The organism is Amycolatopsis sp. NBC_00345, assembly GCF_036116635.1.
GTDB lineage: Bacteria > Actinomycetota > Actinomycetes > Mycobacteriales > Pseudonocardiaceae > Amycolatopsis.
Genome location: NZ_CP107995.1, coordinates 4,023,990 through 4,037,907 on the forward strand (window position 1 = coordinate 4,023,990; position 13,918 = coordinate 4,037,907).

The 13,918-nt window shown below is 71.5% G+C and carries 15 protein-coding genes; 8 read left to right on the forward strand and 7 right to left on the reverse strand.

What is annotated here, in order from left to right:
• Positions 1 to 175: 175 nt before the first annotated feature.
• The 5 genes from OG943_RS17700 (at position 176) to OG943_RS17720 (ending at position 3,802) form a co-directional block, all read left to right on the forward strand.
• Positions 176 to 979 carry a S1 family peptidase gene (locus OG943_RS17700; protein WP_328610880.1) on the forward strand — a complete coding sequence of 268 codons (804 nt, stop codon included), beginning with the start codon at positions 176 to 178 and terminating at the stop codon, positions 977 to 979.
• Positions 980 to 1,115: 136 nt separating this feature from the next.
• Positions 1,116 to 1,604 (forward strand): YbaB/EbfC family nucleoid-associated protein, encoded by a 489-nt coding sequence (locus OG943_RS17705; protein WP_328610881.1) that lies wholly within the window; start codon positions 1,116 to 1,118, stop codon positions 1,602 to 1,604.
• 25 nt (positions 1,605 to 1,629) lie between these two features.
• Positions 1,630 to 1,968: a hypothetical protein gene (locus OG943_RS17710; protein WP_328610882.1), complete on the forward strand. Its 339-nt coding sequence runs from the start codon at positions 1,630 to 1,632 to the stop codon at positions 1,966 to 1,968.
• Positions 1,965 to 3,089, forward strand: a complete 1,125-nt coding sequence (locus OG943_RS17715) for a hypothetical protein (protein WP_328610883.1) — start codon at positions 1,965 to 1,967, stop codon at positions 3,087 to 3,089. Before OG943_RS17710 ends, OG943_RS17715 begins: the two co-directional genes overlap by 4 nt.
• Positions 3,090 to 3,199: 110 nt before the next feature.
• The gene (locus OG943_RS17720; protein WP_328610884.1) at positions 3,200 to 3,802 is read left to right on the forward strand and encodes a hypothetical protein; all 603 of its coding nucleotides are present in this window, start codon (positions 3,200 to 3,202) and stop codon (positions 3,800 to 3,802) included.
• Between the two features lie 3 nt (positions 3,803 to 3,805).
• On the opposite strand, the gene OG943_RS17725 is transcribed toward OG943_RS17720, so the two are convergent.
• Positions 3,806 to 4,345, reverse strand: a complete 540-nt coding sequence (locus OG943_RS17725) for a MarR family winged helix-turn-helix transcriptional regulator (RefSeq protein ID WP_328610885.1) — start codon at positions 4,343 to 4,345, stop codon at positions 3,806 to 3,808.
• A 70-nt stretch (positions 4,346 to 4,415) separates the two neighbouring features.
• On the opposite strand from OG943_RS17725, the gene OG943_RS17730 reads away from it, so the two are divergent.
• The gene (locus OG943_RS17730; protein WP_328610886.1) at positions 4,416 to 5,252 is read left to right on the forward strand and encodes an oxidoreductase; all 837 of its coding nucleotides are present in this window, start codon (positions 4,416 to 4,418) and stop codon (positions 5,250 to 5,252) included.
• 1 nt (position 5,253) lies between these two features.
• On the opposite strand, the gene OG943_RS17735 is transcribed toward OG943_RS17730, so the two are convergent.
• Positions 5,254 to 6,066, reverse strand: coding sequence for a class I SAM-dependent methyltransferase (locus OG943_RS17735; protein WP_328610887.1), 813 nt, complete (start codon positions 6,064 to 6,066; stop codon positions 5,254 to 5,256).
• Between the two features lie 137 nt (positions 6,067 to 6,203).
• Between OG943_RS17735 and OG943_RS17740 the strand changes: the two genes are divergently transcribed.
• The gene (locus OG943_RS17740) at positions 6,204 to 6,872 is read left to right on the forward strand and encodes a GbsR/MarR family transcriptional regulator (protein ID WP_328610888.1); all 669 of its coding nucleotides are present in this window, start codon (positions 6,204 to 6,206) and stop codon (positions 6,870 to 6,872) included.
• 43 nt (positions 6,873 to 6,915) lie between these two features.
• On the opposite strand, the gene OG943_RS17745 is transcribed toward OG943_RS17740, so the two are convergent.
• From OG943_RS17745 to OG943_RS17765, 5 genes are all read right to left on the reverse strand, one after another.
• Positions 6,916 to 7,665: a short-chain dehydrogenase/reductase gene (locus OG943_RS17745; RefSeq protein WP_328610889.1), complete on the reverse strand. Its 750-nt coding sequence runs from the start codon at positions 7,663 to 7,665 to the stop codon at positions 6,916 to 6,918.
• A 46-nt stretch (positions 7,666 to 7,711) separates the two neighbouring features.
• Complete coding sequence (locus OG943_RS17750; protein ID WP_328610890.1) at positions 7,712 to 8,629, reverse strand: SDR family NAD(P)-dependent oxidoreductase; 918 nt, start codon at positions 8,627 to 8,629, stop codon at positions 7,712 to 7,714.
• Positions 8,630 to 8,780: 151 nt separating this feature from the next.
• Positions 8,781 to 9,893: a chitinase gene (locus OG943_RS17755; protein WP_328610891.1), complete on the reverse strand. Its 1,113-nt coding sequence runs from the start codon at positions 9,891 to 9,893 to the stop codon at positions 8,781 to 8,783.
• A gap of 283 nt (positions 9,894 to 10,176) precedes the next feature.
• A complete protein-coding gene (locus OG943_RS17760; protein WP_328610892.1) occupies positions 10,177 to 10,644 on the reverse strand; it encodes a carboxymuconolactone decarboxylase family protein in 468 nt (155 codons plus the stop codon).
• Positions 10,645 to 10,741: 97 nt separating this feature from the next.
• Positions 10,742 to 11,926 (reverse strand): transcriptional regulator, encoded by a 1,185-nt coding sequence (locus OG943_RS17765; protein WP_328610893.1) that lies wholly within the window; start codon positions 11,924 to 11,926, stop codon positions 10,742 to 10,744.
• Positions 11,927 to 12,097: 171 nt separating this feature from the next.
• On the opposite strand from OG943_RS17765, the gene OG943_RS17770 reads away from it, so the two are divergent.
• On the forward strand, positions 12,098 to 13,915 hold the full coding sequence (locus OG943_RS17770) for an NAD(P)/FAD-dependent oxidoreductase (protein WP_328610894.1): 1,818 nt from the start codon (positions 12,098 to 12,100) through the stop codon (positions 13,913 to 13,915).
• Positions 13,916 to 13,918 lie beyond the last annotated feature (3 nt).

Here is a 13,918-nt window from a genome sequence, read left to right on the forward strand (position 1 = left end):
ACCAGTAGGTACAGGCACCAACCCTACTCGGTGACGTCCACGTCAGGCGCGCTGAGACGGACAAAAACCAACTATGTTCGCGAATTTTCAGAATGCGACTTACGTAGCTACCCGGGCACCGAGCCGGTCTGGTCTGCTCGGGAATGCACCTTTCCGGTCCCGAAGGGAGATGTTCATGCAGGTAGACGGACGTTCACTGGCACGACGGGCGGCACTGGCGCTCGCCGCGGCCGCCACGGCCGGAGCCCTCGCCGTCGTCGCCGCACCCGGCGCCTCGGCCGGCGCGGGGCCACTGATCGTCGGCGGCTCGCCGACCACCATCGACGACTTCCCGGCCACCGTGATCTTCAACGTCGACGGTGCGCAGCACTGCGCGGGCACCCTGGTGGCGAAGAACAAGGTGCTCACCGCCGCGCACTGCACCGACGGGGTCAAGGCCGCGCAGATGGAGATCATCGGCGGCCAGACCAAGTTCAGCGACACCACCGGCGAGAAGGCCGGCGTGAGCGACGTCTGGCAGAACCCCGCGTTCGACATGAACGGGATGCAGCACGACAACTCCGTGCTGACGCTGGACAAGGACCTGCCGTACAAGCCGGCGACGCTGGTGCAGTCGGCCGACGACGCGGCCTACAAGGCGGGCGCCGACGTCACCGTGGTCGGCTGGGGCACGACGTCGGAGGGCGGCGACGTCTCCGACCAGCTGCTCAAGGTCAACGTGCCGGTGGTGGACAACAACACCTGCGCGGACGACTACAGCAAGTCCGGCTCCAGCTACGACAAGGCGTCGATGTTCTGCGCGGGCGTCCCCGAAGGCGGGAAGGACTCCTGCCAGGGCGACTCCGGCGGCCCGGCCTACGTCGACGGCAAGCTCGCCGGCATCGTGTCCTGGGGCCAGGGCTGTGCCCGCAAGGACTTCCCCGGCGTGTACACCAACGTGGGCAACGACTACGCCACGATCAGCTCCCACATCGGCTGAGGCGACCCGGCGGCCCGGGTGTCTCCGCCCGGGCCGCCGGCCCCCGGCTCCGGCGATTTCCGGAAAGCCGAACGGGATCACGCGCGTATATGTCATGATCTGGACACATGACCACGAATCGCGCAACGGAGACACCATGTCCGCCCACATGGACCAGCTGATCGCCCAGTTCCGCAGCTTCCAGGCGAAGACACAGCAGGCCGAGACCCGCTTCGACGGGGTCGGCGACATGCAGGAGCAGATCGCCCAGGTCCGGACCAGCGTGACCGCGCCCGACGGCACCGTGACGGTCATCGCCGGGGCCGGCGGCAGCGTCACCGATGTCCAGCTCTCCCCGGAAGCCCTGCGCCTCGACCCGGCCCGGCTGTCCGCGACGATCATGAGCACCCTGCGCCAGGCCGTGGCCGGCGCCGTCCGGCAGCAGGCCGGGATCGTGGACGAAACGTTCGGCGAAGCACTCGGCGTCGACATCTCCGAGCAGGTTCGCGAAGCCCAGGCCGAGGCCTTCGGAACCACCGCGGACGAGCCCGCGTCACAGCAGCAACAGCCGGCTTCCCGGCCAAGCCGCGGCGCCGGCCCGGAGGACGACGACTACTTCGACGCCAACTCGTTCCTCCGCCGCTGACCGATCCGACCGAGGGAATTCCGCGATGCCAGACGGAATACAGACGAATATCGACGCGATCTCCGAGTACACCCGCCAGCTCCCGTACTACGAGCAGGAAGCGGGCAAGTTCGGCGGCAAGATCGACGCCGCCGACGTGGGCGACCAGGCGTGGGGGGTCGTCGGCATCTTCGCCAAGCAGGGCTACACCGACCACCTCGCCGACCTGCGCTCGCTGCTGAACGACCTGAAGGACGGCGTGGACGCGCTGACCACCAAGCTCGGCACGGCCGCGCAGATGTACCAGGGCGCCGAAGACGCCGGGAAGATCACCTTCGGCCGGTACGAGGCGGAGATCGACGCAGTGGGGAAGCCGGGCTCATGACCGAGAAGAAGAGCATCGCCGACACCCTGAACGTGTCGGCCTACGACGAGAGCACGGGCGCCAACCTCGACCGCGCGGCGAGCGCCGCCCCGGTGGCCGGCACCCTCTACGACTCCGGCAAGTCGATCGCCGGGCACGCCCAGCAGGCCGCCCAGGCGGACAGCCCGGGCGAGCTGGCGTCCGCGGGCGCCGCGCTGGTCGGCGACGGGGCGTCGTTCGTCGGCGCCGCGGCCGGCGACATGGTCACCTTCGCCATGGACCCGATCGGCTGGCTGGTCAGCCACGGGCTCAACATGCTGCTCGAACTGGTCCAGCCGCTGCAGGACGCGCTGCACCAGGTCACCGGCGACGGCCCGGCGATCGGGCACGCCTCCGAGAACTTCACCACGATCGCCCAGGGCTTCGTCGCGCTCGCCGAGGACTTCGAGCGGACCGGCGACACCGCGCTGGCCGACTGGGTCGACGACGCCGGCAACGCGGCGAAGGAAGCGCTCGGCGACTTCTCCTCCGGCATCCGCGGGGTCGGCTCGGCCGCCGGTTCGGTGGCCGAGGTGCTGCAGATGTGGTCGATGGTCATGGTGGTCATCGAAGAGGTGATCAAGGCGATCATCACCGAGCTGGTCTCCTGGCTGATCACCCTGTGGCTGCCCGCGCTGGCCGCGTCGGTGATCAGCTTCGGCGGCTCGGTCGCCGCGGCGATGACCGCGTCGATCGCCAAGGCGGCCAGCGTGCTGGCGAAGGTCACCCGTTACCTCGGCAAGTTCGGCAAGCTGCTTGACACCTTCATCGAGTTCCTCGGCAAGATCGCGGGGAAGATGGAGGTGTTCACCAGGAAGCTGCGGGTCGGCGTGATGCCCGGCGAGACCAAGTTCGGGCTCGGCGCGGCCGCGCAGGGCTTCCAGCCGAGCAACCGGATGCTCTCCACCATGTTCGGCACCTCGGTCGGCGCCGCCCCGCTGGTCGCGGGGGCGAGCGTCAAAGCCGGGATCGGCGCCGGGAAGGCGCTGGCCGGCGAAGGCAAGGAAGCGGTCAGCGCCGAAGGAGACACACCGTGGTTCGACAAGAGCGAAATCGGCGGGGACCAGAGCCCGGAGCAGACCCACAAGAACCTGGACATCTAGCCGCCGATCTGGGCGAGCTGGCCGGGCAGGCACCGACCGACGCCCGGCGCCGGGCGGGGCAGAAGGTCTTCGCCCACGAAGAACGCCTGGACGCCAAGCGGGACAAGCTCATGGTCCGTCCCGGGTTCCGGGAACGGGTCGAGACGCTGATGCGGGACCAGTGGCGTGAGCCGGTGATCGTGGTGCGCGTCCGCGAGGACGGCCTGGGCTTCGACGTGCCCGGCCGGCGCCTGGACGGGACGGTCAAAGGGAAGCGGCTCGTCCGGCGGTTCTTCTGGAACATCCTGCGCGGCCTCGGCGGCGGCGTGGCCTACGTCTTCTACTTCGCGAACGGCGCCGGTAGCGGCGGCGGGAAACTGGGGAGCCCGTTCCAGCGGGCGATCAGCGTCACCGGGCCTGCCGACGCGATGGCGCTCGGCCTGCTCGACCGGCTCCGCCCGGCGGACGGGCCCTGGCTGGCCTTCTCGCCTTCGCACGTCGCGCTGGTGGACACCGGCTCGACGCAGCGCGACCCGGCGGACGCTCCCCCGCCGGAGATCGTCTGGCAGGCCTGCACCCCGCAGGCGCTCGAAGTCAACCTCCGACGCCGCAAGCTGACCTGGCCGGACGGGTCCAGTTTCACCTTCCCGCTGCACGGCCGCACCGAGGAGCGGCACCTGCGCAAGTACCTCGAGGCCCCGGACATCGTGCACTGGAACGGACGGCCGGAGTAGCCGTCACTCCGGCCGCACCACGTCCATTGTGGACGAATCACCGAACTCCGTCTCGAACCGGGCCAGCAGGGTGCCCAGCAACGGGTTCAGCACCGCCAGCTGGTCCGCCGTCAGTGCGTCCGCGAAGAGGTCACGCTCGTCGGCGGTGCGTTTCCCCGTCGCGGCGGACCAGCGGCGGCGGCCCTTCGCGGTCAGGCGGACGGGACGGCTGCGGCCGTCCGCGGCGGCGACGCGCTCCACCAGGCCCGCGCGCGCCAGGCGGTCGATCCGGACGCTCACCGTTCCCGACGTCACGCCCAGGTGGTCACCCAGCTCCTTCGGCGTCAGCACCCCCGGCGCGCCGGAGCGGTGCAGCGCCGAGAGCGCCTGCCAGTCCCCCAGCGAAAGGTCGTGGGCGGCGGCCGCGCGGCGCAGCACCTGCTCGAATTGCCGCGACAGCCGGCCGATCCGCTGACGCGCCGCCTCCACCTCCGGGTCGACGCCCGCCGGCATGGCGCGGATCCACGCCGTCAGGTCCGCCGCGACCGAGTCCGCCTGCTCCACTGGACATCTCCTTGAGTCTCAAGGTACTTTTAACTTGAGACTCAAGATAACGTGTTCAAGGGGGTTTGTCATGACCGACAACGGAAATGGCCGGGTCTGGTTCATCACCGGGACGAGTTCCGGCTTCGGCCGCACGCTCGCCGAGGCCGTGCTCGCCCGGGGCGAGCGGGTCGTGGCCACGGCCCGTGACGTCGGCGCCGTCCAGGATCTCGCCGGCCGCGCGCTGGTGGCCCCGCTCGACGTCACCGACCCCGCCTCGATCCGCGCGGCCGTCGACACCGCGCTGGCGGAGTACGGCCGCATCGACGTCCTGGTCAACAACGCCGGCCACGGCCTGGTCGGCGCGCTCGAAGAACTGTCCGACGAGCAGACGCGCAAAGTGCTCGAGACCAACGTGTTCGGTGTGCTCGCCGTGACCCGCGCCGTGCTGCCGCACTTCCGCGAGCGGCGCAGCGGCCACATCGTGCAGCTGTCGTCCGTCGGCGGGGTCGTGGCCACCCCGGGGCACGCGATCTACGCGACGTCGAAGTTCGCGCTGGAGGGGATGTCCGAGGCGCTCGCCGGCGAGGTGGCGACGCTGGGCATCCGGGTGAGCATCGTGGAGCCGGGCCCGTTCCGCACCGACTTCGCCGGCCGGTCGATGGTGTTCTCCGACCCCATCGACGACTACCGCGAGACCGCCGCCAAGCACATCCGCGCCCGCTTCAGCAGCCAGGACGGGCAGCAGCCGAACGACCCGGCCCGCGCCGCCGACGCCATTTTCAAGCTCGTCGACACCGAGGACGCCCCGCTGCGGCTCCCGCTCGGCCCCGAGGCGGTCGGCGCCATCCGCAAGAAGCTGGAGAAGCAGCTGGCCGACCTCGCGGTGTGGGAGGCCGTCGCGGTCGACACCCGTTACGCGGACTGACTCAGAACCGGAACCGCAGCACACACGTCCCACGCCGGGAAAGCGCGGCGCTGCGGCCGCACAGCCGCGTGAACCAGCGCATCGCCAACGGCTGCAGCGCGACCTCCGGCGCGCGCGTGGCGAACACCTCGCCGGCCAGCCGCAGCTTCGGGTCCCAGCGCTCGGGGTCGTGCGGGTCGTCGAAGCCGGGATTGGCGACGACGCCGGCGATGGAGCCGGTGCCGCGGTAGTGCCGGATCGCCCAGACGTGGAACTTCGTGTAGCTGTTGAACGCGATCTCCCCGGACGGGAACCGGCCGGTGATCCCGTTCAGCAGCGCGACGAGCACGTCCTGGGGCAGGAACGCGACGACGCCGTCGGCGACCGCGACCACCGGGCGGCCGTCCGGCAGCTCGTCGAGCCAGCCGGGCTCGGCCAGGTCGGCGGCGACCGGGTGGGCGTTCGGGCGCGCGGGCAGCAGCCGGCGGCGCGCGGCGGTCACCGCCGGCAGGTCCACGTCGTACCAGTCCACTGTGGACGGCGGCTCGACGCGGAGGATCCGGCCGTCCAGCCCGGCGCCGAGCTCCAGCACCACCGCGTCGGGGTGACGGGCGACGAAGTCCCGTACGACGTCATCCAGGATCCTCGACCGGACGGCGATGTCGAACACCTGGCTCTTCACCAGCGGCGCCCCGGCGAGGTCGTAGCCGAGCGCCTTCGCGACGCCCTCGGCCGTCGGGTCGGCGAGCACCGGGCGCGGCGCGCGACTGTCGAGCGCCCGGCCGGCGAGCGTGAGGTACAGGCTGTTTTCGACGGGTGTGAATGTGGTCTCCATGGCCGTAGCTCCCTTTCTCCACCGCGAAACCTACGACCGTCGAGAGGGTTCGTCAAACGCGAATTCCCTTGTATTGCAATGACTGTCGCGAGTGCAACGCGCTCCCCGCCGTTGCAATGATGGCGTAGACTCGGGCCATGCCGGGAAGCCGACTGACCGAGGACGACCGCCGGGCCGTCGCCGAAGGACTCGCCGCCGGGTCCACCTACGCCGAGATCGCGCGCGGGCTCGGGCGGCCGACCTCGACCGTCAGCCGGGAGGTGCTCCGCAACGGCGGCCCGGACGCCTACCGCGCGGAGCGCGCGCACGTGGCGACGCGGGAGCGCGGCCGTCGTGTCCCGGCCGGCCCGCCCGCCGCGGCCGGGTTCGAGGAGCAGTTCGCGACGATGATGGTCCACACCGGACTGCCGCGGATGCCCGCGCGGGTGCTGGCCGCCCTGCTGACCCGCGACGAGGCCGGGCTGCCCGCCGCGGACCTGGTCCGGCACCTGGGGGTGAGCCCGGCGTCGGTGTCCAAGGCGGTGGCTTACCTGGAGCGCCTGCAGCTGCTCACCCGCGCCGGCGGCCGCCCGGAACGCTACTTCGTCGACGACGATGTCTGGTACCGCGCGTGCCGGCGCGAGGTGGAGGTCTGCGAGACCTGGGCCGCCACCGCCCACCTCGGCGCCGGGCTGCTCGGCGGCACCCCGGCGGGCAAGCGCCTGGCCGAGATGGCCGGCTACTTCGACCACGTCGGCGCCGACCTGGCCCGGGCCGCCGAGCACTGGCGCCACGTCTTCACCCGCACCGGCGCGCAAGGCTCGTGAGTGTTTATGACGGTTCTAACCGTCATAAACACTCACGAGTCGTTCAGCCGGCCGCGAACATCCCGCCGTCGATGGTGACCACGGTGCCGCTGATGTAGGAGGCCCGGTCGGACGCCAGGAACGCGATCAGGTCGGCCACCTCGCGCGGCTCGGCCACGCGGCCGAAGGGCAGGGCGGACAGCTGGCTCGCGACGCCGTCATTGGCCGCGGCCATCGCGGTGATCCGCTCGGTCGCGACCGGGCCCGGGTTGACGCCGACGACGCGGATGTTGTCGCGTGGGCCGGTGCCACCCAGTGCCTTGGTGAACGCCATCAGGGCGGCGTTCCCGGCGCTGCCCGCGATGTAGCCGGCGGTGGGCCGCTCGCCCGCCGCGCCGATGTCGTTGACGATCACGCCGTGGCCGCGTTCGCGCATCCGCGCGTAGACGAGCCGGGTGAGGTCGACGTAGCCGTAGACCTTGAGGTCCCAGCCGTGCCGCCACGCGTCGGCGCCGACCTGGTCGAGCGAGCCGGCCGGGATGTCGCCGGCGTTGTTGACCAGGATGTCGGCGTCCGCGGCGGCTTCGGCGAGCCGTTCGAGGTCGGCGGTCACCCGCAGGTCGACGACGTGCACGGTCACCTCGACCCCGTGGGCCTCCCGCAGCCGCCGGGCGAGGTCTTCCAGCGCGTCCGCGCCCCGCGCCGCGAGGTGCAGGTGGCAGCCCTCCCCCGCCAGTACCTCGGCGACGGCGGCGCCGATGCCCTTCGACGCGCCGGTGACCAGTGCGCGCTTGCCCTTGAGGTTCAGGTCCATCGATGTCCTCACGTTTTCGCTTCGTAGCCTGCGAAATCGAGGCTACTCACCCGGCGATCACGGCCAGGGAGTCCGACCACAGCCGGGCGGCGCGATCCGGGTCCAGGGCATACGCGGCGACACCCCGGCGGACGCCGGGACGGTGCTCCACGGCCACCTGGCAGTCCTCGAAGTACTGGCCCGTGACGCCTTCGACGAGCGGCGAAGCGGCGAGCAGCACCGACGTCGCGGCGCCCTGCTCGGCGTTCTTCCACGAGACGTCCGGGCTGCCCGGGTCGAAGGACGCGGGCGCGGCGGCGATGTCGCCGACGTGCCGGCTGAGCGCGGTGCCGGTGATCCGGCCGGGGTTCAGCGCGTTGACGGCGATTCCATCGGCACGCCAACGCTTCGCGGCCTCGACGGCGAACAGGATGTTGGCCGTTTTCGACTGGCCGTACGCCACCCAACGGTCGTACGGGCGGCGGTGGAAATGGATGTCGGCGAAGTCGACGTCGGCGTTCACGTGGCCGACGGAGCTCACCGAGACCACCCGCGCCCCGCCGGCGGCGGATGCGAGCGCGCCGTGCAGCCCGGTGGCCAGGGCGAAATGGCCGAGGTGGTTGGTGGCGAACTGCAGCTCCCAGCCTTCGGGCGTGCGCAGCTCCGGCGTCGCCATCACGCCCGCGTTGCCGACCAGGATGTCGAGCGGCCCCGTCCAGCCGGCCACGAACTCCGCGATCGACGCCCGGTCGGCCAGGTCCAGGCGGGAGACACGCGCGCCGATCGCGGCGGCGACGCGCTCGCCCGCGGCGACGTCGCGGACGGCCAGGGTGACCTCGGCGTTCGCGCTCGCCAGGGCCCGCGCGGTCTCGACGCCGAGCCCGGACGCGCCGCCGGTGACCACCGCGCGCCGCCCGGTGAGGTCGGCCCCCGCGACGACCTCCGCGGCCGTCGACGTGGCGCCGAAGGGAATGGTGACGGACATGGGTGCCTCGCTCCCGCAACGGGACCCGGACAACCGGAGCCGGGTCCGCTTACGTCCAGAGTAAGCGGACCCGGCTCCGGTTGGCTACCGGTGAGACGCGGCTCTCAGTCCGCGCCCTCCTCAGCCCCGAAAGCGCGCGGGTGACAGCGGCTCAGGGCAGAGCGTCGAGGAACGGCCGGTGCGCGTCCTGGAACGCCCAGCCGTAGTAGTGGTCCCAGTTGATCGACCACGTCATCAGCCCGCGCAGGGCCGGCTGCGCGCCGCCGCGCAGGGTGTAGCCGCCGCAGCCGGTGTTCTTCACCAGGCAGGTCACCGCGGCCTGGACGTCGGCCGGGGCGATGAAGCCGTTGCCCGCGCTGACCGCGGCCGGGAGGCCGACCGCGAGCTGGTCGTCCCGCAGGCCGGCGAAGGTCTTCCCGGTGTCCCCGACCGGGAAGCCCGCCTTGAGCATGTCGCCCATGGCGATCGGGAAGTCCGCGCCGCCCATGGTGTGGTACTGGTTGTCGAGTCCCATGATCGGGCCGGAGTTGTAGTCCTGGACGTGCAGCACGGTCAGCGAGTCGCGCAGCGCGTCGATCACGGGCAGGAACGCGCCCCGCCGGGTGTCACCGCCGTTGCTGCCGCCGCCGTAGAACTGGTAACCCGTCTGGACGAGGAACGTCTCGGGCGCCATGGTGAGCACGAACTCGCTGCCGTAGCGGGACTTCAGCGTCTTCAGCGCGGAGATCAGGTTGACCACCACCGGGGTGGTCGGGTTCTGGAAGTCGGTGTCGCCGGCGTCGAGGGTGAGGGAGTGGCCCTCGAAGTCGACGTCCAGGCCGTCGAGGCCGTACTTGTCGATGATCGCCGAGACGGAGCTGACGAACGCGTCGCGCGCGGCCGTCGTGGTGAGCTGCACCTGGCCGTTCGCACCGCCGATGGAGATCAGCACCTTCTTGCCCTGCGCCTGCTTCGCGCGGATCGCCGCGATGAAGTCGGCGTCGCTCTCCACGCCCGCGCATTCCGAGGCGGGACAACGGTTGAAGCGGATGTCGCCGGACGTCGGCGAGGTCGGCTCGCCGAACGCGAGGTCGATGATGTCCCACGCCGCGGGCACGTCGGCGAGCTTCACGTAACCCGAGCCGTTCGCGAAGCTCGCGTGCAGGTAGCCGATCAGCGAGTGCTTGGGCAGGGCCGCCGCCCCGGCGGCACCGGGCGCGGCCACCACCCCGGCCAGTGCCACGGCGAGGGCGGCGAGGAAGACGGACAGTCGGGAACGCCTCATAGCGGGCCTCCGGTGTCGGCGGGGAGACCTCATTGTCTGGACCACTGTGTGAAATGTCCAGACCATTCGCCGAAGCGGCGGGAATTTCCCGTGCAGTCCGCTGCGACCCGGAATCTCGCAGAGACCGCGGCGCCCCCGGGAACCGCGCGGTGGGCCCCGTGGCACCCGGCCCCGGCCCGCGTGGGCCGGAGAACCGCGGCGCCCGGTAGCCCCGGATGCCCCAGCCCCGGCGTGCGGGCCCAGTGCATCCGGAGCACCCCCGGTACCCGGAGCGCCGCAGTGCTCAGCCGAACTGGCCGACCTGGTACTCCCCCGCGGGCTGGCGCACGATGACGTTGAGCCGGTTGAAGGTGTTGATCAGGGCGATGGTCGACACCAGCGCGCCGAGCTGCTCCTCGTCGTAGTGCTTGGCGGCGTTCGCCCACACCTCGTCCGAGACGCCGCCCGAGTCGGCGAGCCGGGTGCCCTCCTCGGTCAGCTCCAGCGCGGCGCGCTCGGCCTCGGTGAACACCGTGGCCTCGCGCCAGGCAGCGACGAGGTTGAGGCGCGTCGAGGTCTCACCGGCGTGGGCCGCTTCCTTCGTGTGCATGTCGAGGCAGAATCCGCAGCCGTTGATCTGGCTGGCGCGGATCTCCACCAGCGCCTGCGTTTCGGCGGGCAGAGAGTCCACGATCACCTTCGACGCGGAGATCAGCTGCTTCAGGAACTTGGCCGTGGCCGGGTTGCCGAAGAGGTTCAGACGAGCATCCATGATGAGCTCCCCAAGTGGTGTCCGATGTTTTCCCCTCCTTGACGAACCGGGCGGGCGGGATGTGACAACATCGGTTGTGACCTGCGTCTCACGGGATTCACTGTCCTGGATGGACGGTCAGCCGCACGCCCTCGGCCAGGCGGTACGGCCGGTTGTCGACGATCGCGCCCAGCAGCCGGCGCAGGCGGGAGACCTCCGCCCGGACTGTGACGAGGTGCTCCGCATCGCCGTGCAACGCGCGGCTCAGCGCCTCGGCGGACAGCCCGTCGTGACCCGCTTTCCCCAGCAGCACCAGGATTTCCGCGTGGCGCCGGGTGACCGGCTGCCGCCAGCCGGTCTCCCCGGTCCGCAGGCTCAGCAACGGCGTGCGGCCGAGGTCGAGGTCCAGCACCACCTGGCGGCCGCGCTCGGCCGGGCGGACCAGCCAGCCGTCGCCGAGCGGCTCGGGCAGGCACGCGCCGAGGCCGGGCACCGCGAGGACCTGACCGGGGCGCGGCGCGGCGATCCGCTCGCCCACCGCGACCCCCGCGCTGTGCGCCACCCAGCCGTCGGCGTCCACCAGCAGGGCCGGGCCGGCGGCCAGCACCGGTTCTCCCGTCCGCCGCAGCCGTTCCAGGCGCTGCCGATGCGAATGCCACAGCTGCGACTCCGCCAGCCTGCGGCCCGTCTCCACCAGCGCGCCGACCGCCGGGTGCAGGGTCAGGGCCGGGCCGCTGACGTCGATCACGCCGAGCAGTTCGCCGGTGCGCGGGTCGTGGATCGGCGACGCCGTGCAGTACCAGGGGTGCTGGTTCTGCTCGAAGTGCTCACCCGCGAGCAGTTCGACCGGGGCGGCCTCGGCGAGCGCCGTGCCGATCGCGTTGGTGCCCACCCTGGCCTCGGTCCAGTCGGCGCCCTCGGCGAACCCCAGGGTGTCCGCGCGCCGCCGGACGGCCGAAGATCCTTCCCGCCACAGGATGACGCTGTCCGCGTCCGTGACGACCAGCAGCATGTGGCCGGCATCGGACAGCGCGCCGATCACCTGCCGGAGATCGCCGATCACGTGCCGCAGCGGCGAGGTGTGCCGGCGGCGCGCGACCTCCGCCTCGGACACGGAGTCCCGCGCGTTCATGCTGTCGGCGGTCAGGCCGAGGCTCAGTGCCCGGGACCACGACCGGGAGACGAGCGGGCGCGGCGGCACCGGCGGCCGGCCACCGCCGATCACGGCCTCGTGCATCCGCACCAGATCGCGGGCGTGGGCGGGCAGGCTGCGTCCCGGGGGAACCGCGCTGTGCCCGGCCACAGTCCACCTCCCGCAGCGTCCCGTCGGCGGTTCAGCATAGGTCGCCTCCGGCCCGGGCACAAAGCCGCCGACCAGTGCCGGGGCGTGCAACTCGCTGCAACCCCTTGCCGCCGGGCGACGCCAGGGCGTGTGATCGGGGTTACACCACGACACCGGAGTCAGGGAGTAGCCATGACGCAGACGGCCGACCGGATCGCGCCGGCGGAATCGCCACAGGCCCGGGTGGAGGACTGGCTGGCCCGGTTCGAAGCGGCGCTGACCGCCCGTGACATCGAGGCCGCGGCCGCGCTGTTCGCGGTCGATTCCTATTGGCGCGACCTGGTTTCCTTCACCTGGACCCTCAAAACCGTGGAGGGCCGCGAAGGCGTGGCCGGCCTGCTCGGCGGATGCCTGGACAGCACCGATCCCCGCGGGTTCCGCACGACCGAACCGGCCACCGAGGCCGGCGGCGTGACGGAGGCCTGGATCGAGTTCGAAACCGCCGCCGGCCGGGCGAAGGGCTACCTGCGGCTGAAGGACGAGGGCGCGTGGACGTTGCTCACGACCCTGCGCGAGCTCAAGGGGTTCGAGGAGCCGGAGCGCGACCGCCGGCCCCGGGGCGTCGACCACGGGGTGGTCCGGGGCCGCCGCTCCTGGGCCGAGAAGCGGGCCGACGAACGGGAGCGGCTGGGCGCCGAACAGCAGCCGTACGTGGTCGTCATCGGCGGCGGGCAGGGCGGCATCGCCCTCGGCGCGCGGCTGCGGCAGCTCGGGGTGCCCGCGCTGGTCGTCGAGCGCAACGACCGGCCCGGCGACTCCTGGCGCAACCGGTACAAGAACCTCTGCCTGCACGACCCGGTCTGGTACGACCACCTGCCCTACCTGCCGTTCCCGGAGAACTGGCCGGTGTTCGCGCCCAAGGACAAGATCGGCGACTGGCTCGAGATGTACACCCGCCTGATGGAGGTGCCGTACTGGACGAGGTCCACGGTCACGTCCGCCTCGTTCGACGAGCAGGCGCAGCAGTGGCGGGTCGTCGTCGACCGCGACGGCGCGGAGGTGGTCCTCACGCCGCGCCACCTGGTGTTCGCGACCGGCGTGTCCGGGAAGCCGAACGTCCCGTCGCTGCCCGGCATGGACGTCTTCGAAGGCGACCAGCACCACTCCTCGGCGCACCCGGGCCCGGACGCCTACGCCGGGAAGAAGGCCGTGGTGATCGGCTCGAACAACTCCGCCCACGACATCTGCGCCGCCCTGTGGGAGCACGGCGCCGACGTCACCATGGTGCAGCGGTCCTCCACGCACATCGTGAAGTCGGATTCGCTGATGGAACTGGGCCTCGGCGACCTGTACTCCGAGCGCGCGGTGCGGTCCGGCGTCACGACCGAGAAGGCCGACATGATCTTCGCGTCGATCCCGTACCGGATCATGCCCGCGTTCCAGACCCCGGTGTACGACCGGATCCGCGAGCGGGACGCGGACTTCTACGCGCGGCTCGAAGCGGCCGGCTTCGAGCACGACTGGGGCGACGACGGGTCCGGGCTGTTCCTGAAGTACCTGCGCCGCGGCTCCGGCTACTACATCGACGTCGGCGCGGCGGAACTCGTGGCCGACGGCAGCATCAAGCTCGCCCACGGCCAGGTCGACCACCTCACCCGCGACGCCGTGGTCCTGGCGGACGGCACCGAACTGGAGGCCGATCTCGTCGTCTACGCCACCGGCTACGGCTCGATGAACGGCTGGGTGGCCGACCTCGTCGGCCAGGAGACGGCGGACAAGGTCGGCAAGTGCTGGGGCCTCGGCTCCGCCACGACGAAGGACCCCGGCCCATGGGAGGGCGAGCAGCGCAACATGTGGAAGCCCACGCAGCAGGACGGATTGTGGTTCCACGGCGGGAATCTGCACCAGTCCCGGCACTACTCGCTGTACCTGGCCCTGCAGCTGAAAGCGCGCTACGAAGGGATCCCGACGCCGGTGTACGGGCTGCAGGAGGTGCACCACCGGTCCTGAGTC